Source organism: Mariniflexile sp. HMF6888 (assembly GCF_044335535.1).
In the GTDB taxonomy this organism is placed as follows: domain Bacteria; phylum Bacteroidota; class Bacteroidia; order Flavobacteriales; family Flavobacteriaceae; genus Mariniflexile.
This window is the reverse complement of record NZ_JBIQVZ010000003.1, coordinates 70,367-96,365: the sequence shown is the minus strand read 5'-3', so window position 1 is coordinate 96,365 and position 25,999 is coordinate 70,367. Positions and strand designations below refer to the sequence as shown.

The following is a 25,999-nucleotide window of genomic DNA, read 5'->3' as shown; positions in this document are numbered from 1 at the left end:
GGCAAAAAAAGGTGAACGTTCGTTCGCCTTTTTTTATGCAATTTAGTTTCCTGCTAAATGTTTTTATAATTAACAAAAACCGCTTAAGCCAATATATAAGCAGTTTGACTAAAATATTTTTCACAACGTTTAAGCTAATATATATTTGACTCACCATAACATAAGTAGGTTAAGTTTATGGTAGATTTGGGGCAAAAAGGTGAACACTCGTTCACCTTTTTCATTTTATAAACTTTTGCTAAGTTTTGACATAGCCCTCATCTTGACTTTTTTGATTGAAGCGAAAAAGGTAAGATGAGTTCATAAAAAAAATCGCCCAGAAAAATTCCAGACGATTTATATTTAAATGTTTTGAACCTTGTTATTTCGCTTCTGCGTAACGTCTTTCAACTTCATTCCAGTTAATGACATTAAAAAATGCATTGATATAATCTGGACGACGGTTTTGGTAGTTTAAGTAATAAGCGTGTTCCCAAACGTCAATCCCTAAAATTGGCGTTCCACCGCAACCAACTCCCGGCATTAACGGGTTATCTTGGTTTGGTGACGAGCAAACTTCTACTTTACCTCCTTTTTGTACACATAACCAAGCCCATCCTGAACCAAAACGTGTAGCTGCAGCTTTAGCAAAAGCATCTTTAAAAGCATCTACAGAGCCATAAGCAGCTTCGATAGCAGCTTTTAACTCGCCAGATAAATACCCTTTTCCTTCTGGATTCATAACATTCCAAAATAATGAGTGGTTGTAAAATCCACCGCCATTATTTCTTACTGCTGCATTGTTCATATCAAGATTAGCAAGGATGTCTTCAATAGATTTTCCGTCTAAATCGGTTCCTGCTATAGCATTATTTAAATTGGTGGTATATCCTTGGTGATGTTTTGAGTAGTGTATCTCCATAGTACGAGCGTCTATATGAGGCTCTAAAGCATCATAAGCATATCCTAATTCCGGTAATTCGAAAGCCATAATTTTTTGTTTTAATTATTAGTATTTGTTTTCTTTTCCAAATTTACGGATAAAACGTATCAATTAAAAATAATTAATTGTTATCAAGTGATTGATAGTTTTTATCTTGTATGCAAAATTTAGAGTTCATGCCACAAAACCAACTATTTACAATATATAATGCCTCAGCAGGTAGTGGCAAAACCTTTACGTTGGTTAAAGAATATTTAAAAATTTTATTTCAATCCCATAACCCCGATCAGTTTAAACGCATTTTAGCCATTACTTTTACTAACAAGGCAGTTGCTGAAATGAAAGAACGCATTATTGAAGTGCTTAAAACATTTTCTTCTCCAGAAATTTTAGAAAATCCCAATAGTATGTTTGAGGTTATTTGTGAAGAATTGCAAATGGATCCAGATGAGCTTAACCTAAAATCCAAAAACCTATTAAATACCATTATCCATAATTATGCAGCGTTTGATATTTCGACTATTGATGGTTTTACGCATAGACTCATACGAACTTTTGCTTACGATTTAAAACTCCCTTTAAATTTTGAAGTTGAATTAGACCAAGAGGCTTTGTTAAATGAAGCTGTTGATAGCCTAATTTCAAAAGCGGGAACAGATAAACTACTTACAAATGTATTGATTGATTTTGCCATTGAAAAAGCCGATGATGACAAAAGTTGGGACGTATCATACGATTTTAATAAAATAGCAAAATTGTTGGTTAATGAAAATGACATTCCTTTTATTGAAACCTTAAAAAGCAAAACCTTAACCGATTTTGTAGCTTTAAAAAAACAGCTGATAATTGAAATAAAGACAACAGAAACAGCTATTGTTGAAACGGCGCAAAACGTTTTGACTTTAATCGAAGAATGCGGATTAGAACACAACGATTTCTCTGGAGGCTACTTGCCAAAACACTTTAAAAAATTAGCAGAGAAAGATTTTGATGTTGCATATGGAAACAAATGGCAAGAAGCTATTGAAACCCAAACACTCTACCCAAAACGGGTGACTAGCGATGTCGCTTCAACCATAGAACAGATACAACCACAAATAGCTTCTGCATTTAATTTAAGTAAACAAGCCGTTTTTCATCTTAAATTCCTAAGGGCTTTCTATAAAAACATCACGCCTTTATCGGTTTTAAATGCTATTAATAATGAGTTAATAATATTAAAAGCCGACCAAAACAAAATGCTCATTTCAGAGTTTAATACCATTATTAGCAAAGAAATAAGCAACCAACCCACGCCGTTTATTTATGAACGTATTGGCGAAAAATTCAATCATTATTTTATTGATGAATTTCAAGACACATCGGTTATGCAATGGCAAAATTTAGTTCCGCTATTGGGCAATGCCCTTTCTACGGGTAAAGGAACCGCCCTATTAGTAGGCGATGCCAAGCAGGCCATTTACCGATGGCGTGGTGGAAAAGCGGAACAATTTATAGGGCTATTTCATAACGACAACCCGTTTTATGTAGAAAAAACGTTAAAAAATCTACCAACAAATTTCAGGAGCTTTAAAGAAATTGTTACGTTCAATAACGGGTTTTTCAGCTATTTGGCAACATATATTTTTAGTAATGAGGCCTATGAAAACCTTTATGAAAATGCACATCAAAATATTAGTAAACATCAAAACGGTTATGTTGAATTATCGTTTTTAGACATTGAAAAGGAAGATGATAGAGATGCGCTTTTTTCTGAAAACGTTTTAAAAACCATTCAGGATTGTCAAAAGAATGGATTTAAGCTTGAAGATATTTGTGTTTTGGTAAGAAAGAAAAAAGAAGGTGTTGCCGTAGCAAATTATTTAAGCCAACACCACATTCCTATAGTGTCATCTGAAACCTTGTTAATTAATAATGCATCTGAAGTACAATTTGTAAACAACCTATTTGGACTTTTAGTTCAACCTAAAAACAACGAACTAAAGATTGCTGTTTTAAATTATTTAGCATGCTTATTTAATATTGAAATCAAGCATGATTTTTTTAAGAGCCATTTACCATTAACTTTAACCCAACTCTTTAAAAGTTTTGAGGTATATAATGTATTTGTAAGCAACCATAATTTATTGCAGCTTCCACTTTATGATGCTGCTGAAACCATCATTAGAAGCTTTCATTTGGTTAAAACGTCCAACGCATATATTCAGTTTTATTTAGATGTTGTTTTAGATTTTTCACAGAAAAAAGGCTCGGATATTTCGGCATTTTTAGACTATTTCAACAAGAAAAAAGACAGTTTAAGTATTGTATCGCCTAAAGGTCAAAATGCTGTACAAATAATGACCATCCACAAATCGAAAGGTTTGGAGTTTCCTGTGGTTATTTTTCCATATGCCGATTTGGATATTTATAAAGAACTGGAGCCCAAAGAGTGGTTTCCTATAAACAAAGAAGTTTACAATGGCTTTTCGTATACCCTATTAAATTTTAATAAAGATTTCGAGAATTTTGGTGATGCTGGATTCGAGATTTTCAACAATCATAAATCTGAACAAGAGCTTGATAATATCAATCTATTATATGTAACGCTAACTCGTGCGGTTGAGCAATTATATATCATATCAACCAAAGATATTTCTGCAAAAGGTGATGTCAACAATAAAAAATATTCAGGATTATTTATTAATTACTTGAAACATTTAGATATTTGGAACGATTCACAAGCAACCTACACTTTTGGAAATAATGAAAAAACTCCAAAACCCCAAGCGTCTTCAATAAATACAACTTTTCAAGAAGAATTTATTTCTACTTCAAAAGAAATGCACAACATAAAAGTGGTTACAAAATCGGGCATGCTCTGGGACACAACTCAAGAAGAAGCCATAGAAAAAGGAAATCTTGTTCATAATATCATGTCCAAAATTAAAACCAAGGATGATCTTGATGTTGTAATAACCGATTATATAAACACAGCTATTATTAATACCATTCAAGCTGAAAGATTAAAAAATTTGATGGTTCAAATAGTGAACCATCAAAAACTTGAACCTTATTATAACTCGGATAATATCATCTATAACGAACGGGACATTATTACCAAAGAAGGCATTATTTTAAGACCAGATAGAGTCGTTATAAATGCTGAAAACGAAGCGATCATTATTGATTATAAAACAGGGATTGAAGACAAAAAACATGTACAGCAATTGCAATCGTACCAAGATGTATTGCAAGACATGAAAATAATTGTTAAAAAGAGAATTCTTGTGTATTTAAATGATGATATTTCAGTAAAAGAAGTATAACTTTGCTAAAAATACAAAATTATGTACGGAAAACTAAAAAATCATCTACAATTAGAGCTTCAAGACATAAAAGATAATGGACTTTACAAAGAAGAACGCATTATTACCTCTGCACAAGGTGCCGAAATAACTTTAAATACCGGGGAAACGGTTTTAAATTTTTGTGCCAATAATTATTTAGGTTTATCGTCGCATCCAGATGTCATTCAAGCGGCTAAAGATGCTATGGATACGTATGGTTTTGGTATGAGCTCTGTTCGTTTTATATGTGGCACACAAGACATCCATAAACAACTTGAACAAAAAATTGCTGATTTTTATCAAACCGAAGACACCATTTTATATGCCGCTGCTTTTGATGCCAATGCCGGTGTTTTTGAGCCATTATTGGGTGCCGAAGATGCTATTATTTCAGATTCTTTAAATCATGCTTCTATTATTGATGGTGTTCGGTTGTGTAAAGCTGCCAGATACCGCTACGAGAATAGTAATATGCAAGATTTAGAAAATCAACTTATTGTTGCAAATAATAAAGGGGCCCGATTTAAAATAATAGTAACCGATGGTGTGTTTTCTATGGATGGTATAGTAGCTCCGCTTGATAAAATCTGTGATTTAGCCGATAAATATGATGCGTTAGTAATGGTAGATGAATGTCATGCCGCTGGATTTATTGGTAAAACAGGTCGCGGAACTCTTGAGGAAAAAGGCGTTTTAAATAGAATTGACATTATAACGGGTACTTTAGGAAAGGCTTTGGGTGGTGCCATGGGTGGTTATACAACAGGTAAAAAGGAAATTATTGACATGCTTCGTCAGCGTTCCAGACCTTATTTGTTTTCAAACTCGTTGGCTCCTGCCATTGTAGGTGCATCGATAAAAGTATTTGATATGTTGGCAAACGATACCAAATTGCGTGATACTTTAGAATGGAACACCAATTATTTTAAAAAAGGGATTAAAAAAGCTGGTTTCGACATTGTTGATGGCGACTCGGCTATTGTTCCCGTGATGCTTTATGATGCTAAATTATCGCAAACCATGGCAAACATGCTTTTAAAAGAGGGTATTTATGTTATAGGATTCTTTTTTCCTGTAGTGCCAAAAGAGAAAGCAAGAATTCGCGTTCAGCTATCGGCAGCACACACCAAACAACATTTGGATAAGGCTATTCTTGCTTTTTCAACCGTTGGAAAATCGCTGGGTATTATATAAATTCGTTCAGAACTATCAATAAATAAGCAAAATCTTCATTTTTTTTATATATTTGTCTTTGTTAATAAAATTTAACAACTTACTTTTGTTTACAATTAACACTTAAAAATTAAACTTTTGAATATGAAAAATCTTAGCAGATTATTGTTCGCTATGTTGCTTATACTTGGTTATAGCAACGCTAATGCGCAAGACAAAAACAATCCTTGGCAAATTACAATTGCTGCAAACGCAGTTGACTTTTTTCCTACCGGAGAAGATGCTCCTCTTGGAGATATGTTTAGTGATTTCTTTAATGTAAGCGATCACTGGAATATTTTACCTTCTTTGTCTTCTATTTCGGTATCTAAACATTTAGGTGATGGTTTCTCTTTTGGAGTTGCTGGGTCTTTAAATAAAATTGAACATTTTGGTGATGCAGCTGTAGATGATTTATCATATTACGGTGTAGATGGTACTATTAAATATAACTTTTTACAAGGTACAACTATCGATCCTTATTTAGGTGTTGGTGGTGGTTACACTTGGGTTGACGAAATTGGTGCTGGAACTTTAAACGGAACTGTAGGTTTAAACATTTGGTTTAGCGAGAATGTTGGTTTAACATTACAAACTGCTTACAAACATGCTTTTGAAGATTATTTAAGTACTCATTTCCAACACACTGCTGGTATCTCTATTAAATTTGGTGGTACTGATACTGATGGTGATGGTATTTTTGACAAAGATGATGCTTGTCCAGATGTAGCTGGTATTGCTGCATTTAACGGATGTCCTGATACTGATGGTGATGGCATTGAAGATAGCAAAGATTCTTGTCCTAACGAAGCTGGTACAGCTGAACTTAACGGATGTCCTGATTCTGACGGTGATGGTATTGCTGATAAAGATGATAAATGTCCTACTGTTGCTGGTTTACAAGCTTTATCTGGTTGTCCTGATGGTGATGGTGACGGTGTAACTGACGCTGATGATAAATGTCCTACTGTTGCTGGTCCTGCTGCAAACCAAGGATGTCCTTGGCCAGATACTGATGGTGATGGTGTGTTAGATAAAGACGATAAATGTCCAGATGTTAAAGGTTCTGTTGCAAACAATGGTTGTCCTGAAGTTCCAGAAGAAGTTCAAAAATCTTTAAATGCTTACGCTAAAACGATTTTATTTGATACTGGTAAATCTTCTATCAAATCTCAATCTGAGGCTGTATTAGCTGATATCATTAGTATTCTTAAAGAATACCCTACTTCTAAATTTACAGTAGAGGGTCATACTGATAGTGTTGGTAGTGATAAACTAAACCAAGATTTATCTGATGCTAGAGCACTTTCTGTTAAAGAGTATTTAGTGAAACATGGTATTGATGAATTTAGACTTTCTTCTAAAGGTTATGGTGAGTCTAAACCAATTGACAAAAACACTACAGCTGCAGGTAGAGCTAACAACAGACGTGTTGAAATTAACTTAGCTAAATAATTTACTTTTAGTAGTAGAAAATAAATAAGTTTAAAACGCTTCGGATATCCGAAGCGTTTTTTATTTTTATACAATGACAACTTTTATTTTTGATGCTCTAAAAGATTTACAAAACAACAACTCAAATCTTTCCGAGCTAACGTTTGTTTTACCAAGTAAAAGGGCTGGTCTCTTCTTAAAACATCAACTTTATAAAGTTAGCAATCAAACTATTTTTTCTCCTACAATTATTAGTATTGAGGAATTTGTTGAAGAGCTATCTCAACTTAAAACCATTACAAACACCGAATTACTTTTCGAATTTTATAGTACGTATACCCAATTAACAAAAAAAGAAGAAACCGATACTTTTGAAGTGTTTTCTAAATGGGCACAAATTTTACTTCAGGATTTCAATGAAATTGATAGGTATTTAATCCCCCAAAAAAACATTTTCAATTATTTAAGTGCTATTAAAGAAATTGAAAATCACCATTGGTCGCTTGAAGAAAATCAAACAGAATTCATTAAAAAATATTTGTCCTTTTGGAACAAACTACACAATTACTACACCCATTTCAGCAAACAACTTTTAAATAAAAAAATAGGTTACCAAGGGTTGATTTATAGAGAATCTGTTGATAATTTAGAAACCTACATTCAAAACAATTCTAAAAAACAACATGTGTTTTTAGGTTTTAACGCCCTTAATACTTGCGAAGAAACCATTATTCAAAAATTGCTTCAAAACAATTTAGCAAAAATTTACTGGGATATTGACACCACTTTTTTTAATAGCATAAACCACGACGCCGCTTTATTTACGAGGCAGCATAAACAAAAGTGGCACTACTTTAAAAGCAATCCGTTTCATTGGATTACGACCAATTATACAAAAGAAAAAAACATCTCAGTTTTTGGCATTCCTAAAAATATCGGACAAGCCAAATACATTGGTTCGCTATTAAATAAATTACAAAAAGAGCATACAACACTTCAAAACACTGCTGTTGTTTTAGGGGACGAAAATTTATTAATTCCCGTACTTAATGCACTTCCTGAAAATATTAATGCATTAAATATAACTATGGGGTTTCCGTTAAAGTCCATTCCGCTAGCTTGGTTGTTTGAAACACTTTTTTACATACACAAAATACCTTCAAATACCTTTTATTATAAAGATGTTATTAATGTAATATCACATCAATTTATAAGACCACTTCTTAATGTTGAACAGGTAGATTATGCTTCAAAAATTATTGAAACTATTGATGCTAATAATATTATTTACCTAACTGTAGACCGACTAAAGGAGATGGCACCTAAATCAATTACTATTATCGAACTCTTGTTTTCTAATTGGGGTAAAACAATCGATTTAGCGCTTCAAAACTGCTTTCAGCTCATCCTACGTATAAAAACCTGTTTAGACGACAACAAAGCCGCTAATTTGCTGTCGTTAGAGTACTTATTCCGCTTTAATGAATTGTTTAATGAGTTGTTGCGTTTAAACACCAAGTACCAACACATAAAAGATGTTTCAACCCTATTTAGTATCTATAAAGAATTGCTGAGTTCTGAAACTTTAGATTTTCAAGGGGAACCTTTACAAGGTTTGCAAATTATGGGAATGTTGGAATCACGTGTTTTAGACTTTGAAACCGTTATAATTACTTCTGTAAATGAAGGTGTGCTTCCTTCGGGAAAAAGTAATAATTCGTTCATTCCTTTCGATGTGAAGCTAGAAAACAAACTGCCTACTTACAAAGAAAAAGATGCGGTTTACGCCTACCACTTTTACAGGCTTTTGCAGCGTGCCAAAAATATTTACATTTTATATAATACCGAAGCCGATGTGTTAACTGGTGGTGAAAAAAGCCGATTTATTACCCAACTGGAATTAGAGGGTGTTCACAACATTACCCACCAAATTATTGCGCCACAAGTGCCTGTTATAGAAACATCGTTACAAACCATTGAAAAAAATGAAAGTCTTCAAAGCGATATTATTAATCTTGCTGAAAAAGGATTTTCACCTTCGTCGCTAACATCATATATAAGAAATCCTATTGATTTTTATTATCAGAAAATATTAAAAATAAAAGAACACGATGATGTTGAAGAAACCGTCGCAGCCAATACTTTAGGAACCGTTGTGCACAACACGCTCGAAGATTTTTACAAACCATTAGTTGGCACATTTATAACAGCTGAAATAATTAAAAATTTAAAATCCCAAATTGAGCAAAAAGTAAGTTTTCATTTTAAAAATGAATATAAAGAAGGCGATATTACCAAAGGAAAGAACCTCATCGTTTTTGAAATAGCAAAACGTTATGTCTCTAATTTTTTAGATTTTGAAATTCAAGATTTAAAAGCTGGAAACCAAATAAAAATATGTGCTATAGAAGCCAATAATGAAGTTATGGTTACTATTCCTGAGCTTGATTTCCCTGTAAAGCTGGTTGGAAAAGTTGATAGGGTAGATGAGTATAATGGCATTACTAGAATTATTGATTATAAAACAGGGCGCGTGGAACAAAACCAAGTAGAAATTGTAAATTGGGAAGAAATCACAACCGATTATAAAAAATACAGTAAGCCCTTTCAAATACTTACGTATGCTTATATGATGCATCTCATGGGCGATATTAATTTCCCTATTGAAGCAGGCATTATATCTTTTAAAAATTTAAATGCAGGCTTTTTAAAATTTGCAAAAAAAGACAAATCTGGTAATGGTGCAAAAAAAGATTTCTTGATTACTAACGAAACTATCACTAATTTTAAAGTTGAATTGAAACAGCTCATTTTAGAAATTTGCAATCCGAATATCCCTTTCACTGAAAAAGAAGTTTAAATGCTATCTCAAGAACATATTGTTATAAATGGAAAACACCAAAAACCCATAGTCATTGATGTTACCTATGTCGAAAACAAAACAAATCTGCCCATTATAATATTTTGCCATGGTTACAAAGGGTTTAAAGATTGGGGTGCATGGAACTTAATGGCAAAACAATTTGCTAAAACTGGATTTTGTTTTATAAAGTTTAACTTTTCACATAATGGTGGTACTGTTGAACAACCTATAGATTTTCCCGATTTAGAAGCCTTTGGAAATAACAACTACACAAAGGAGCTAGACGATTTAGAAACGGTTATTGATTGGGTTTTTAATTATCCCGACATACAAAATATAGCAAATACAGATAACATTTCATTATTAGGTCATAGTAGAGGTGGCGGGATTACCCTTATAAAAGCTGAAGAAGATAGTAGAATAAAGAATGTTATTAGTTTAGCAAGTGTCTCTGATTTTGGTAGTAGAATGACGGCGCTTTGCGATTTGGAAACTTGGAAGCAAACAGGTGTTACCTATGTTGTAAACGGTAGGACCAAACAGCAAATGCCACATTATTATCAGTTTTACGAAGATTTTAAAGCTAATGAAGAACGCCTAACTATTAAGTGTGCAGTTTCAAACCTGAAAATACCACATCTCATAATTCATGGTAATAAAGATACCAGTGTTTTAATGAATGAATCTGAAGATCTTCATCTATGGAACCCCCATAGTGAATTACAAATTATTGATGGGGCTGACCATGTATTTGGTGCCAGTCATCCTTGGAAAAAAAAGGATTTACCCAAGCATTTAAATGAAGTTGTACAAAAGTGTCTTACTTTTTTGAAAAATAACCCATAGAAAAAAACATTTCTTTAGTAGCGCCATATAATTGGATACAATTCTGTATTTTTACAAGTGTAAAACAAACACTTATATATGAAATCGCCATGATTTGGAAACACAATTGATAATCATCGAACACCAATGAGAATAAAATTTGTGAGATAAACACCAATGAAGATTAAAGCGATTGCTTCGCCAGTTCGCTATCGCTCGTGTCCATATGACCTTTAAAAAACAACTGCGAAGCACATCAGTGAACCCAGCTAACAAATATCAACTTAGTGAACTAAATAATTATCTACATATGAAAACCAACATTATTTTATTTATTTGCAGTCTATTTTTGGTTGATTGCAATAGTGAAAAGGCAGTTACAGTATTTGAAAGCCCAGATAAAAGCATTCAATTAGAATTCAATTTAGATACAAACAAAACACCATTTTACAAAGCTTCTTATAACAATAAAGAAGTTATAGATTCTTCACAACTCGGCATTATTAGAGAAGATGCAAATTTTTACAATGACTTAAAAATTATAGGCATTTCAAAGCCTGAATTAGTATCCGATTCCTATACAATGTTTCAAGGAAAACGAAAAGACATTTCATATACCGCCAATCAATATACGGTAGAACTCCAAAATGAAAAGGGTGATTTAATGAATATCATCTTCCAATTATCCAATGATGGTATTGCGTTTAGATACCAATTTCCTGAGTCATCCAACGATATAAAATACATTGTTGAAGAAAAAACAAGCTATCATTTTAATGAAAACACCAAAGCTTGGTTACAACCCATGTCTAAAGCAAAAACGGGATGGGCAAACACCAACCCATCGTATGAAGAACATTATCAAATGGGAATACCAGTAGCTGAAAAATCACCCATTGGTGAAGGTTGGGTGTATCCTGCTTTATTTAATACAGATAGTACATGGGTTTTAATTTCTGAAACCGCTTTAAACGAAAATTACTGCGGAAGCAGATTAAAATACAACGATACTGCAAATGCATTGCAGGTAACTTTTCCTCAAAAAGAAGAAATTTTTCCTGATGGGGCATTAAACCCTGAGTCTAAATTACCTTGGTTTACACCTTGGCGTATTATCACGATAGGGTCGTTAAAAACCATAACAGAAAGTACTTTGGGTACCGATTTAGCTGATAAAGCGATAGATTTAGACACGTCATTTATTAAAAGTGGATTGAGTTCTTGGAGTTGGGTGTTGTTAAAAGATGACTTTACAACTTTTGAAACATCCATGAAGTTTATAGATTATGCTGCAGATATGCAATGGCCTTATTGCTTAATTGATGCCGATTGGGATACAAAAATCGGTTATGAAAAAATAAAAGAACTTGCAGATTATGCGAAAACCAAAAACGTAAAAATAATTCTTTGGTATAACTCTTCGGGTTCTTGGAATACCACACCGTATCATCCAAAAGGCAAATTACTTACCCACAAGGATAGAATTGAAGAATTTACAAAACTCAATAATATAGGCATTGCAGGATTAAAAGTTGATTTTTTTGGTGGTGATGGACAGTCTATGATTGCTTATTATCACGGGATACTAAAAGATGCAGCAGCACATAAATTAACAGTTAATTTTCATGGTGCAACACTACCTAGAGGCTGGCAGCGTACCTATCCAAATTTATTAACTACTGAAGCCATAAAAGGCGAAGAGTTTATAACTTTTGGTCAAGAAACTGCCGATTTACAACCAAGCCATTGTGCCATGTTACCATTTACTCGTAATGCTTTTGATCCCATGGATTTTACACCAATGGTTTTAGATTCCATTCCAAATATTACAAGAAAAACAACGGCTGCTTTTGAATTGGCACTACCTGTTCTATTTTTATCGGGGATACAGCATATTGCCGAAATTCCAGAAGGGATGGCTAAACAGCCCCAGTTTGTAATTGATTATTTAAAAGACATTCCAACCAATTGGGACGATTCTAAATTCATAGAAGGCTATCCTGGAAAGCATGCTATTATGGCTAGAAAAAAGGGTGATACATGGTTTATAGTTGGTATTAATGGTGAAAACGAACCAAAAGTGTTTAATCTTGATCTATCATTTGTGAACCAAAAGGATGGCTTTATTATTTTAGAAGATGCCAATGGATTTCAACAAAAACCGATAGAAGCAACCGATAAGTTAACTGTAATGATGAAAGCACACGATGGCTTTGTCATGAAGTTTTGATCCAGAGGAATTAAAATGACCAACAGCTCCTTCCCTTTTTTAAGGGAAGGTGGATTTAAATCTGATAAGATTTAAAGACGGAAGGGTAAAACTACCTCGTCTTCGGTTTCTTTCGGTGAAACCGAAGCCACTTCTCCTTTCAAAGGAGGAGAATTTAAAAGGCAGTAAATATTATGATTATATCTGCTTTTAAATTGAAGCAACGAACGGCTCCTTTCCTTTTTCCTGTTTTTTGCTAATAGGAAGTAAGAACATTGTGTTTTCAAGGGTTTCTAACAGTACAAAATAGGAAAAACAAAAGAACCAGTAAAATAACTTTACTGGTTCTTTTGTTTTTATACTGTAGAAAATACTATTTAACAGAAAACTTAAATGTAGTATTAGACTTGTAAGTTTCTCCTGGATTTAATACCGTAGAAGGAAACTCTTTTTGATTTGGTGAATCTGGATAATGTTGTGTTTCTAAACAAAAACCGGTTCTATATGCATAGGTGCCGCCGTTTTTACTTGGCAAGGTACCATCTAAAAAGTTTCCAGTATATAACTGAATTCCTGGTTCATCTGAATAAATTTCAAGAAGCCTTCCGCTTTCTTTTTCATAGGCTGAAGATGTCAATCTCATGCCTTCGTTTTGATTGTTTAAAACCCAGCAATGATCGTATCCTAAACCTTTAGTTAGTTGGTCGTCTTTAGCATCAATATCTTTAGCAATGGTTTTTGCAATTCTAAAATCGAATGGGGTGTTCGTAACATCCCTAAGTTCGCCTGTTGGAATTAATGTAGCATCTACAGGGATATATTTATCGGCATTAATAGCTATTTCGTGATCTAAAATAGTTTTTGAAAAATCGCCCGATAAATTAAAATACGAATGTTGTGTTAGATTTACAATGGTTTTTTTATCCGTCGTTGCTTCATAAGCAACTAACAACTCATTGTTGTTTGTAAGTGTGTATATTACTTTGGTTTGTAAATTTCCTGGGTAGCCTTCTTCCATATCTTTACTTAAATAGGTAAGTACTACCGAGGCAGTGCTATCCGTTTGCGTTTCAGAAGCAGACCAAACTACTTTATCAAATCCTTTTACACCACCATGCAAATGATTAGCATCATTGTTAGTAGCCAAGGTATATTCTGTGCCATCTAAAGTAAATTTGCCTTTGGCAATTCGGTTACCATAACGCCCGATTAAAGCACCAAAATAGGGATTTCTTTTTTCGTATTCTGCCAACGTATTATAGCCTAAAACAATGTCCTGATACATGTTGTTTTTATTTGGAGCGGTCCAATGTGTTATAATACCTCCATAAGTAATAATGCTTACTTCCATGCCTTTTTCGTTTTTCAAAGTATATTTTTCGACTTCTATACTATCGGTAGTGGTGCCAAAAGCTTCTTTTGAAATGGTTACCAGATTTACTTTTTCAGGAACAACGTCAACCTCTTTTTTCTTTTCGTTTTTACATTGTATGCTTAAAAATGCCATACTTAGTAAAGAAAGAACATAGATACTTTTCTTTAATCTATTCATAATTAGTGTTTATTTTAATTGGTGATTTTTAAATGTTGCTTTCATGTTCAATAAAATTAAGTGGTGTAATTACAACACTTATAAATTTTAACGCTTAAAAGTATTAAAAAAATAGAACTTATATCAATTTAAATTTTAAAATAACGAAGCTGTTTGCCTGTAAATCTACTATGGCTTTTTTGCCTTTTAATTTAAAAGTTGATTCTTTTGGACTGATCTTATCTGGTGTTTCAAAAGAATTTTTATCTACTAAACTTTCGCTTGTTAAAACGGTCATTGTGCCTTTGGAGCTTACTTTTTTACCAGATAGATTTACTGTAACATTTTGATTGTTGTTTGAGGTATTTACCAATTTAATGATGAGTTCTTTCTTGTTTATATCTTTTACAGCTGATGCATACAAGTTATCTTGACCTATTAACGGTTTTCCATCTTTTTTTATCGATAACAAATCTGTTCCTGAATTATTAGCATACATTTTTTGAACCTGATAGTTTGCTGTTCCATACGATTCTAAGTTGTTGAACCAAATCATATCCGGCGTCCATTGCCAACCATCAGCATGTGCCATTAAAGGTGCATACGAGGTTAAATGTACTACCTCCGCATTACGTTCTAAACCTGTCATAAAAGCTGCTTCAGAAAGTGCACATTCCCAGTTATTCTTATTTAACGGGCTAGCAATGGCAACACTTTGTGCAGCATATTCACCAGCAAATATTTTAGGGCCTTTTCTATCATAACTATCATAGCGTGTTGCATTATCCCTAAACCATTGTGGTGATTTGTAATAGTGTTCATCAACTATTTCAGCTTGTAGTTTTTTTAATGCTTCCCAACCGTACTCAAAATAATCGCCTTCAGGAAAAGGGCCACTTCCTGAAACAATAATCATTGTTGGGTATTTGTCTTTTATTGCTTTTGCAAAAGCCTTGTAACGCTCAATATAATCGGGTCCCCATTGTTCGTTTCCTACACCAATGTATTTTAAGTTAAAAGGTTCAGGATGTCCCATACTATTTCTAATTTTGCCCCAAGGCGTGTCTATAGAACTGTTTGCAAATTCAATTAAATCTAAAGCATCTTGGATATAAGGATCTAATTCTTCCATAGGTACTAACTCACCTGTATTAAATTGGCAAGCCATCCCACAGCTTAAAATTGGTAACGGTTCTGCTCCTAAATCTTCCGATAATAAGAAATATTCAAAAAAGCCCAATCCAAAACTTTGAAAGTAATCTGGGGTTAATTTATGTGAGAATTCGGTATTCCATCGGTTTATTAAGTGTTCTCTGTCTTCAACAGGACCTACCGTTTTTTTCCATTGGTAGCGTTGTTCTAAGGTTCTTCCTTCAACAATACATCCACCAGGGAAACGTAAAAAACCAGGGTTCATATCATATAAAAGTTGTACCAAATCTTTTCGCAAACCATTTTTTCTGCCTTTCCAAGTATCTACCGGAAATAACGAAATCATATCTAAATCTATTTCACCAGTACCTTCAAAAGTGATTTTTAGCTGCGCCTTCGCTTCCGTTTTTGTAGCTACTATTTGTGATGTGTACTCTTTCCAATCTGGCGATGTTGGAACTATATTTGTTTCGCCTAAAACGCTTCCGTTTTCACCAATAAATTGAACCTTTATTGTTTTAATATAGCCACTTTTTTTTAATGCAGACAGGTAAAGGTTGTAGGTGGCGTCTTTTTTTATTCCCATGCCACGGAAACCTTCGTTTATAAGCTCATATCCTTTATCGTTATTTACCTTAACCCTAATATAGTTCTTATTAGTAGGGTTTCCAATATAGTTAACAACCGAAGCAATTCCTGAATTTTGATTAAATGAATGACGGTCGCTATTAGGTTGTATCCATCCCATAAGCGGATTATCAAATTCAAATGAACGGTTTTTTATCATTTCGGCATACAAACCTCCATCGGCTGCAAAATTGATGTCTTCAAAAAACACACCGTACATGGTTGGTTGAATCTTAGCAATGGTTTTAGACATATCTACAATGAGTTCCTGTTGTGCTATTGCATGACCAGTAACCAATAAGGCCACTGCAAAAAGTGCCTTTAAGCCTAGTTTTCTTAAGGGTTGTATTATCATTTTTTATGTATTTAGTTTATTATGTTATTAAATTTATTAATTACTCAGTAGTACTTATTAAACGGACGCCATAAATGCTTGCTGTTGAAGAATTTTTTTCTGCTTCAAAACGTACTGTTAATATATCGTTATTGGTTACAAGAGTCTCTGGTAAATTATAGTCAACCTCAAAGAAACGATTGCCTTCTGTTCCTATTAATTCAGGATTGGCTATAATGATTCCGTTGACAAGAATCTTAAATTTCTGTCCAGAATCTTTACCAAAATAGGTGATACGTAATGCTTTTGCTTTAAAATCTTTGTTTTTGAGATTGTAACTGAACCACCCTGTAGCATCACGCCAATGGCGGTTTTTATTTAGTCCGCTATTAGAATTATTGGATTTTATGCCATGGTCGGATTCGGGTTGTTGTTCTCCAGGGGCAACATAATCTAAGGTAATAGCTTTTAAATGTGCTTCTGCCAGTTGTTTTTCTTCTAATTCGCTTTGCAGCTTAGATAAACCCTCGTATGTTTCGTTTTTAAAATATATAGAATAACGTTTCTCATGAATTTTATAAAATGGTTGAAGTACCAGATTTTTATATTTTTCAGGATAAAATAATTCTGTGGCACTAAATTTAAGAGCCTCGCTTTCTATAGGTTTTATGTTCTTTAAAATATCTTTGCCATCTTTTGAAATAAACATAGGAGCTTCCGTCATTTCTAAAAAAGGTCCTGAAGCAACATGACCTCCACGACTATCATCTGCAAATAACCCTTCTTGATTTTCTTCTCCTGTAATAGCAGCAAGTACAATGGGGCCATATTTTAGCGATACATAACCCGATTGATCTGGTATTTCCTCTAAAGTTAAATGCATGGGTAATTTGAGTTCTATTTTGTCGCCATTTTTCCACTTACGCTGAAGTGGGATATACGAACCAGGTTGTCCTTCTATCTTCTGAATTTTTCCGTTTACGTAAACTTCTAATGCTCCTGCTTTTACCCATTCTGGATAACGAAGCATTAAAGTGGCTTGTATTTTCTTTTTACTTTGCCATATGAATGTTGTGGAAGCTTCTTCAGGAAAATTAGTTTTCTGAATAAGTGTTGCTTGCTTTTCGTCCCACTTAACTGTTGAAGGAATGAATAGATTGATATATAATTTATCATTCTTCTTTGCATAAATTAGCTCATTATATTTGGTGTGATTTTCCATACCAGAACCTACACAGCACCAAAAACTTGTTTCGGGTTGCGAATATACCCTGTAATGTCCTGGTCGCATGGGTGTAAAATACACAAATCCTCCATTAGGATTTTGAGACGATAAAATATGATTGTAGAGTCCGCGTTCGTAAAAATCTATATAGCTGGCATTTGCCGAATCTTCAAACAACAACTTACCCAATTTTAGCATGTTGTATGTATTGCAGGTTTCTGGACCTTGTTCACTACTTAAAACAGAGCTAAAATTATCGATGGGGTTAAAATGCTCCCTAACACTATTGCCACCTATACTTAGTGACCGTTTTTGGGTGACATTATCGTAAAAATTAGATGCTGATTCGTGATATTTTTTATCATGTTCCAGTTGAGCGATTCTTTCAAAACCTATAAATTTAGGAATTTGTGTATTGGCGTGCATTCCGGTAAGAATATCTTTGTTCTCTGCTAACGGATTCAAAAGTGTCCATTGGGAAAAGCGTTTAGCCAATTCTAAATAACGTGTATCGTTTGTAATGGAATAAACATCGGCGAAAACTTCATTCAATCCACCATGTTCAGAACGTAACATGTCTTGTACTTGAGCATCATTTAGATTTTCCGTAATGCGGATAAACCAGTTGGTTAAATCTATTAACATGGTTTTAGCTTCAGCTTTTTGTGCATAAACCCAAGCATCTTTTAATCCTGCAAAGGTTTTATGGATGTTATAAAGAGGCACCCATTTATCGTTAAGGCTAAAGCTACCCGCTTTTATGTTTCCTTTTTGAATCTCACTCCATAACACCTTGCTTTCAGGAACTCCGCCTATATAGCCATTGCCATTAGCAAGTTGAACACGTTTTAATTCGGTTAAGGTATAATCAATTAAATCTTCTGCTTTTTTATCATTAGTAGAAGCAAAATACATAGATAATGCTGAAAGATAATGCCCTAATATATGACCATCTAACCCTGAGTTTTCCCAGTTGGTGTACGATTCAGCTTTAGATTCTAAACCGGCTTCCCTTAAAAAAGGTGCAAGCAAACGGTCCGGATTTAGTTGTTGTATGTAATTAAAGTCGGTTTCGGCAGCATCTTTAAAAATCCCTGAAGTTATAGACACTTCATTTAAAGTAAATAAATCTACTTGCTGTTGGGCAAATGCTCCCGTTAAACCGAATACTATAAAACTTATGGCTAAATATCTCATCTTTATCATCTTAATTAAGTATATTATTTTTTAAACTTGGCCAATAGTCGCTATCCCAGGACAACTTGGCGATTTTAAGCTTTGGAGATCCATTATCATTCGCATCATAGGCATGAAAAACAATGTAATCTATTTCATTAAACGTATATGTGCTATTATGTCCAGCACCGTACCAGTTTTTGTTTCCTTCAATTATTAGAGAGCCTCCACCGTTATTTAAATCCTTTCCTTTTTTATCAATAAAAGGACCAGTAGCCGATTTAGAGCGACCTACCACTACTTTGTAAGTGCTATTTTCGCCTCTGCAGCATAAATCCCAAGACAGGAATAAATAATAGTAATTATTCTTTTTAAAAATAAATGGAGCTTCTAAGGCTGCATCACCTGGATCTGTGTCGTCTAACTCAAAACTGCGTTGTCTTCTTGCTATGGTATGCCATTGTTGAGGTTCCGCAAGTGTTTTTAAATCTGGATTGAGTTTAACCATTTTCAAACCATTCCAAAAAGAGCCAAAAGACAACCAAGGCGTATTGTTTTCATCAAAAATGAGGTTAGGGTCGATGGCATTCCATAAATCTCTATTTGGTATGGATTGAATGACGATACCATGATCTACCCATTTATAATTAGCATCGGTTGGGTTTAAAGTGCTATTGGTTACCAAACCTATTGCCGACGTATTTTTAGCGAAAGCTGATACCGAATAATACAGGTAATAGGTATTGTTATGAAACGAAATATCGGGTGCCCAAATGTGGTTTTTAAATTCAGGAACAACACTATCTGCCCAAATTGGTTTTTCGGGGAAAACCGATGGTTCTTTCTTCCAGTTTATTAAATCGGGTGAACTAAAACAATCGATACCGCTTCCTGTAGAATATAAGTAAAATGTATTGTTTTGCTGAATAAGGACAGGGTCATGCACACGAATATTTTGAGCGAATAGCGAAGACTCTATAAGAATGGTTAACACTAAAACTATTTTTTTTAGCAATTTCATTGTATTCTAATTTTGAATGCCTTCTGAAGTCATAATGATACGTTTCATAGTGCCATCTTCGTTATAATAAAGTCTATCTACACAAACCGAGCGCCTAAAACTTCCTCCGTGGGTTGGAATGCTTCCGTTATGGTAAATGAAATAATCGTTTCCTTTAAACTCGATAATCGCTTGATGATTGGTATTGCTATTTCCAGCTACTTCATTCAAAATACCTTTAAATTTCCATGGACCTGTTATGGATTTGCTCATGGCATAGGCTATCTTTTCCGGAAATTGATACGCATACGATAAATAATACCAGTCGCCTTTTTTATGGATCCAAGGAGCTTCGGTAAAGTTTGGTAATTCTATGGTCATTATGGGGCCATCCAATTCTATCATGTTATCTTTCAACTTAGCATATTTGCATACGGTATTTCCCCAAAATAGATAAGCTTGCCCATCATTATCAATCCAAACTGTTGGGTCTATATCATCCCAACTAATTTTTGTTTGATTAGTCATGTCATTGGTAATTAGTGCCTTTCCTAAAGCATCTTTAAAAGGCCCTGTTGGACTATCGGAAACGGCAACACCAATCGCTTTTCCATGAATACTTCCGTGTTCGACAGTGACATACCAATAAAACTTTCCGTCTTTTTCTATCACTTGTGAAGCCCAAGCACTACCTGACGCCCATTTAAAATCTGTTGGTTTTAAAGGCACCGGGTGTTCTTTCCAATGTACCATGTCTGATGAAGAATATACTAACCATTCGTGCATTCTATAAGCATTAACATCATCTGGTGCTTGGTCGTGGCCTGCATACAAATACACTTTATCATTATAAACAATGGCAGCAGCATCGGCTGTGTACTTATCTGTAATAATAGGGTTGTTTAATTTTAAAGCATCCCCATTCTCAATCTTCTTTGTTTTACAAGACGTAATAAGTGAAACCGCTATAATTAATAGGACTATATTTTTCATCTGCTGATATTTATTGTTTTTTATTGGTCTTATATAATTCGCATATCATCATGGGTGTTTGCGACGAATTTAGGTCATGCTTATTTCATACTTTAATTTTAACTAAAAACTTTATAAAGTCTTTTTGCCCCAAACAGGCAAACCGGCTGCTGTAAGTCCCGAATAAGTTATGGTTACTTTTCTGGTAGAAGCTTCCCAATCCCAAGCATCGGTTACTTTGCATTTAACACCATTAATCGTTAATGTTTTATTAACACTGTCGTACGACCATGTGCCTGTTAGACCTCCACTTATTTTTTTATCAGCTGTTAGTTGAATAGTTGCTGCGTTTTGAATGGTTTTGTATTGGTATTTCATTTCTATATGCTCCCAGGTTCCAATAAATGAAGTTTCAATAATTTCTGTTGAAGGTACTCCTGCATAGCGTTCTGGTGCTACAACGGGCCAACCATCTTCAGTCCATTGAATTTCACGAACATGCCCCATCATAACGGCATTGGATGCATTTATTCCTGGAACATTTTCTGGTAAACGCGCTTGAGATGCATAAAACCATTGTTTTGTGTCAGGATTTTGAAAAACAGAGCAATGAGAGAACCCAACCCAACCTGTATGGTTTTTAAACGCATAAGGATGCGTTAGCATAGGATAACAATCGGCACCCGATGTAATATTTGCACCATTTATACCGAGATAGGGACCTGTAATACTTCTTGAACGCGCGACCCTTGTATTGTACGCTACCGATAATTCATCATAAGCCAAGAATAAATAATAGTAATCGGTGTCTGGATTATAAATGATTTCTGGTCCTTCTGAGGCTTGCCAGCGGCTGTTTCCGCGTTTAGCAATAGTAACCCCGTAATCTTGTAAGGTTTCTAATTTATAGGGCTTACCTGTATCTGGGTTTAATTTTACGGCAGCAATTCCAGAATGCCAAGACCCATAAATTAAATACTGCTCGCCTTCTTTTGTTATAACCATTGTAGGGTCTATTCCATTAAATTTGAAATAACCACTCCAATCATTACCACTTGTTCTTGTGTAAGTTTCCAAATCATCGGCAATTGAACAAACTACCATGCCTTTATCTACCCAAACATTGGAGGATAAATCGTCCGATTCTGCAAGACCTATAAATGCGCGTTCAGACCAAGAGGTGTTATAATCGGAACCAATTATAGGTTCTAAAACAACAATACTATAATACATTCTATACGTATTCCCTACTTTTTTCACATAAGGAGCCCAATACCCATAACTTGGATTTTCAATAGGCGGTAAAGAAGGATTCATTCGAGCCCTTTTATTGTTTAAAGAATCTTTAACCCAAGCAGGCGCAGCGCTCATGCTACTTCCCCTATATTCCCAATTAATTAAATCTTTAGATCGTCTATGATGAAAATGTCCATGCCCCTCATGTGTGTTTCCATAAGAAGCATCTGTTTGGTACATATAATAATAGTCGCCACTTTTCTCTACAGTCGGGTCGTGAACATTGGCCAAATTCCATTGTGAACGCGAATTCCATGAGGCTATAGAGGTGTAGTTATCTGGATATATAGGCCCTGCAAATGTACTTGGAGTAGGTATAGGAGTGGGAGTGGGCGTTGGTTCTTCAGTTGCTGGGTCATCTTCTGAACAACTTGCAACAAAAAGCACCATCAATATGGTTACCACTTTAGGCACTCTTTTTATACTTTTCATTTTTTATATTTATTTGCCTTCTATCATCACAATCGAAAAAGGAGGGATTGTTACGGTAAGTTTTCCTTTTTTTACCTCAAAACCTTTGTAATTGGTTGGTTGTATTTTTGTTGGATTATCAAAAGAGTTGTGATCTTGTAATGTTTTTGAAGTAAGTACTTTAGCTGTTATATTTTTAACAGCAAGTTCATTTAGATCTATTTCAATTTTGTTTTCTTTTTTAGAATCTACATTAACCATGGATACATGAACGAGTCCGTTATTATCTTTTGAAGCTGAAACAGAAATTGCAGGAAGCGATTCATTATTAAAGGTATATAGAGGACTTTCAAATGCAATAGGCAATAATTTAGCGTCCTGGTGCACTTTATACATTTCCATGATATGGTATGTTGGTGTTAAAATCATTTTAGCTTCTTTAGTAAGAATGACAGCCTGTAGTACATTGACGCATTGTGCTAAATTTGCCATACGAACGCGATCAGCATGGTTATTAAATATATTAAGGGTTGCACCTGCTAAAACGGCATCTCTCATCGTATTTTGTTGATATAAAAACCCTGGATTAGTACCTTTTTCAACTTCATACCAGCCGCCCCATTCATCTACCACTAAATCAACTTTTTTGTTTGGATCATATGTATCCATAATGGCAGCATGTTGGGTAACCAATTCTTCCATTTTTAAGGCTTCTGTCATGGTTTTGAAATACTGTTCTTCTGTAAAGCTAACAGCATCGCCTTTTTTATTCCAGTCTATCACAGAATAATGGTGCAATGCCAAGCCTCCTAACATATTTATCGGAATATTTTTCATAAGGGTTTCAGTCCAATTATAATCATTACTACTTGCTCCAGAAGCAATACGCACGATTCTGCCTGTATTTTCCCAATCCGAAATGAATGTGGCATATTTTCTATATTCATTGGCATAATAATCCGCTGTCATATTGCCACCACAGCCCCAAGCTTCGTTTCCAATTCCCCAATATTTTACTTTCCATGGTTCTTTTCTACCATTTTCCTTTCTTAAATCACTCATGGGACTCTTTCCTCCAAAATTGGTGTATTGCACCCAATCTGCCAATTCTTGCACCGTACCGCTACCAACATTACCAGACAGGTATGGTTCGGTTTCAAGTAATTCGCACATATTTAAAAAATCATGGGTACCAAAACTGTTGTCTTCGGTGACACCTCCCCACCAAGTGTTCACTATGGTTGGTCGTTGGTCTAAGGGACCAACACCATCTTTCCAATGATAGGTGTCTGCAAAACAGCCTCCTGGCCATCTTAAATTAGGTATTTGCAGTTTTTTTAAGGCTTCAACAATATCATTACGTACACCGTTGGTATTAGCTATTTTAGAAGTGTCTCCAACAAAAAAACCATCATAAATGCATCTTCCTAAATGCTCAGCAAAATGACCGTAAATATGCTTGCTAATTACTGGAGCATCTTCAGTTTTATTTATTGTTACCAGAGTTGTGTTATTTTGAGAATATACACTCAGGCATGCTATAAAGTTAATTACAAGAACTTTTAAAAACCCATTTTTAAATTTAAACTCAACCATTTGCTTTTTTTTTATAATTTAATTATTCTTTTTTTTATTAAGATTTTAATACCTGTTTTTATAAGTGTTTAATATACACTTACAAATAAATCGAAAAAAATCCACATTTCCAAGGGTATTAAACAAATAACTTTTATTTTTAATCTAAAGAATTCCTTGACGCTTTGCGTCGGGGTTAAGTGGAAAGTTTGAAAACCTAAGGTTTTCATCAATAAAAAATAATTTTCCGCTTGATACCTCGATGGCTCTGCCTTGGGGCAGTTCATTCTTTAGATAAATATTCTTTTTCTATTAGAACTAAAAACTTATAGAAAGCCCCAATAGTTTGCTAACTTTTCAGCTTCTTCATTTGTTAAATGTATTACTGTTTCATGTAGGCTGCTCTCACCGAACAAATCCAGCCCTTTACGATAATGACATGAACTTAAGTGGAAATACCTATTGTATTTCTTCTTTTGAATCGGCAGAAGGAATTAGATTTAGGTATTTCTACTTTGTGAATTTCCAATAATCAAAATTGAACAGTTCACCTTCATCGCCCTTGAACACTAGAAATAAATTGTGAACTCCCTTTTTCTTTTTTACTTCTGTCCGAAAAATTTTCCACCCGTCTAAACTATCACTATTAGCAACCTCACAGACTCCCAGTAAGAGGCCGTTTCGGTCGTCCAAACGAACCTCTACTTTTCCGCCTTTTAATGAAGCAGCACTCATCTCAAATGATTTTGCTCCCTTTTTAAAATCAACTGCTTTAACCTCTATATAATCATTGTTGTGAATCGAGGTGACGTATATTCCGATTTCATCATTCTTATGTGTTTTAAGTCCTTCGCTCCACGCAATCGTTTCTGCTTCAGTACGTTTATAGGGATTCCAAACACCAGTAGGTTTAAGAGCCGCACCTTCATACCACCAGGGCAATTCCTGTATGGTACCATCAGGATTGTATTTAAGCTCAGCCACACACACCGAGCGACGTTCATGATGTTTATTGACCAAGGCAAAATTCAGTTTATAGTTGAAGCCAAAAACATAAGACCTGCCTTTGTAGTCAATGATTCCTGGATGATTCCCGTTGGACCGTTTGTCTGGTTTCATGATATATCCCTTAAATTCCCAGGGGCCTGTCGGGCTATTGCTCATAGCATAAGCCATACCCTCGGGGCAGCATGTACTGGCATAAGCATTATAATAATGTCCATCCCTTTTATATACCCAGGGTCCTTCTTGATAGTGGAAGGGATCCGGCTGTCCTTTTACTTTCATGATTAATTCATCTTTTACTATCTCCCCGGAATAAGAAATCATGTCTTTATTTAGTTTAACATACCAGAGATTCGGATTGCCCCAATACAGATAAGCCTGTCCATCATCGTCAATAAAAACACTCGGATCAATATTATCACTAGCAGGTGCAATCAATGGCTCTCCGATTGGGTCTATAAAAGGGCCATAAGGAGAATCTGAAACCAATACGCCAATCCCTCTGCCTTCTACCGTGCAGTAGAGATAAAATTTTCCGTTGCGTTCTATGCACTGAGCCGCCCAAGCTCCATTTCTAAAACCTTTTTTTCCATCTTCTGCCCATTTAAAATAAGATAAATCAGCAACCGTACCATGGTCTGTCCAGTTTACCATATCTGTGGTAGTGTAAAGCAACCAATCTTTCATCAGGAAACCGGACGCATCATCTTCATCATGTCCGGTATATAAATAAACCATGCCCTTATACACCATTGGTGCTGGGTCGGCTGTAAATTTTGTCTGAACGACAGGATCTTGTGCTTGACAGGTAGTCGATATTGTAGTGATAAATAACGCTACAATTAGAATAAGCTTATAGTATTTATTTTGCATTTAAAATTCTTTATTGGTTTATTTTGAT

15 protein-coding genes are annotated in these 25,999 nt (G+C 34.6%); 6 read left to right on the top strand and 9 right to left on the bottom strand.

The genetic code is table 11. The annotated features are described in order from the left end of the window. Window positions 1-361: 361 nt before the first annotated feature. On the bottom strand, window positions 362-970 hold the full coding sequence (locus ACGLWY_RS08945) for a superoxide dismutase (protein WP_396619338.1): 609 nt from the start codon (window positions 968-970) through the stop codon (window positions 362-364). Window positions 971-1,098: 128 nt separating this feature from the next. On the opposite strand from ACGLWY_RS08945, the gene ACGLWY_RS08940 reads away from it, so the two are divergent. The 6 genes from ACGLWY_RS08940 (at window position 1,099) to ACGLWY_RS08915 (ending at window position 12,815) form a co-directional block, all read left to right on the top strand. Then, window positions 1,099-4,230 (top strand): UvrD-helicase domain-containing protein, encoded by a 3,132-nt coding sequence (locus tag ACGLWY_RS08940; RefSeq protein ID WP_396619337.1) that lies wholly within the window; start codon window positions 1,099-1,101, stop codon window positions 4,228-4,230. 21 nt (window positions 4,231-4,251) lie between these two features. Next, on the top strand, window positions 4,252-5,445 hold the full coding sequence (kbl, locus tag ACGLWY_RS08935; RefSeq protein WP_396619336.1) for a glycine C-acetyltransferase: 1,194 nt from the start codon (window positions 4,252-4,254) through the stop codon (window positions 5,443-5,445). 123 nt (window positions 5,446-5,568) lie between these two features. After that, a complete protein-coding gene (locus ACGLWY_RS08930) occupies window positions 5,569-6,918 on the top strand; it encodes an OmpA family protein (protein ID WP_396619335.1) in 1,350 nt (449 codons plus the stop codon). A gap of 73 nt (window positions 6,919-6,991) precedes the next feature. Next, the gene (locus ACGLWY_RS08925; RefSeq protein ID WP_396619334.1) at window positions 6,992-9,757 is read left to right on the top strand and encodes a PD-(D/E)XK nuclease family protein; all 2,766 of its coding nucleotides are present in this window, start codon (window positions 6,992-6,994) and stop codon (window positions 9,755-9,757) included. Beyond that, window positions 9,758-10,606: an alpha/beta hydrolase family protein gene (locus tag ACGLWY_RS08920; RefSeq protein WP_396619333.1), complete on the top strand. Its 849-nt coding sequence runs from the start codon at window positions 9,758-9,760 to the stop codon at window positions 10,604-10,606. It abuts the gene before it with no gap. A 289-nt stretch (window positions 10,607-10,895) separates the two neighbouring features. Then, window positions 10,896-12,815, top strand: a complete 1,920-nt coding sequence (locus ACGLWY_RS08915) for a glycoside hydrolase family 97 catalytic domain-containing protein (protein ID WP_396619332.1) — start codon at window positions 10,896-10,898, stop codon at window positions 12,813-12,815. A gap of 352 nt (window positions 12,816-13,167) precedes the next feature. Here ACGLWY_RS08915 and ACGLWY_RS08910 read toward each other — a convergent pair whose 3' ends face one another. The 8 genes from ACGLWY_RS08910 to ACGLWY_RS08875 form a co-directional block, all read right to left on the bottom strand. Then, window positions 13,168-14,346 (bottom strand): aldose epimerase family protein, encoded by a 1,179-nt coding sequence (locus ACGLWY_RS08910; protein WP_396619331.1) that lies wholly within the window; start codon window positions 14,344-14,346, stop codon window positions 13,168-13,170. 118 nt (window positions 14,347-14,464) lie between these two features. After that, window positions 14,465-16,459, bottom strand: coding sequence for an alpha-L-arabinofuranosidase C-terminal domain-containing protein (locus tag ACGLWY_RS08905; protein ID WP_396619330.1), 1,995 nt, complete (start codon window positions 16,457-16,459; stop codon window positions 14,465-14,467). Between the two features lie 40 nt (window positions 16,460-16,499). After that, on the bottom strand, window positions 16,500-18,860 hold the full coding sequence (locus ACGLWY_RS08900) for a beta-L-arabinofuranosidase domain-containing protein (RefSeq protein ID WP_396619329.1): 2,361 nt from the start codon (window positions 18,858-18,860) through the stop codon (window positions 16,500-16,502). A gap of 10 nt (window positions 18,861-18,870) precedes the next feature. Next, window positions 18,871-19,860, bottom strand: coding sequence for an arabinan endo-1,5-alpha-L-arabinosidase (locus ACGLWY_RS08895; protein WP_396619328.1), 990 nt, complete (start codon window positions 19,858-19,860; stop codon window positions 18,871-18,873). Window positions 19,861-19,866: 6 nt separating this feature from the next. Beyond that, on the bottom strand, window positions 19,867-20,832 hold the full coding sequence (locus ACGLWY_RS08890) for a glycoside hydrolase family 43 protein (protein WP_396619327.1): 966 nt from the start codon (window positions 20,830-20,832) through the stop codon (window positions 19,867-19,869). A 111-nt stretch (window positions 20,833-20,943) separates the two neighbouring features. Beyond that, window positions 20,944-22,539 carry an arabinan endo-1,5-alpha-L-arabinosidase gene (locus tag ACGLWY_RS08885; protein ID WP_396619326.1) on the bottom strand — a complete coding sequence of 532 codons (1,596 nt, stop codon included), beginning with the start codon at window positions 22,537-22,539 and terminating at the stop codon, window positions 20,944-20,946. Window positions 22,540-22,548: 9 nt separating this feature from the next. After that, the gene (locus ACGLWY_RS08880) at window positions 22,549-24,114 is read right to left on the bottom strand and encodes an alpha-N-arabinofuranosidase (protein ID WP_396619325.1); all 1,566 of its coding nucleotides are present in this window, start codon (window positions 24,112-24,114) and stop codon (window positions 22,549-22,551) included. A 489-nt stretch (window positions 24,115-24,603) separates the two neighbouring features. Then, the gene (locus ACGLWY_RS08875) at window positions 24,604-25,971 is read right to left on the bottom strand and encodes a glycoside hydrolase family 43 protein (protein ID WP_396619324.1); all 1,368 of its coding nucleotides are present in this window, start codon (window positions 25,969-25,971) and stop codon (window positions 24,604-24,606) included. Window positions 25,972-25,999 lie beyond the last annotated feature (28 nt).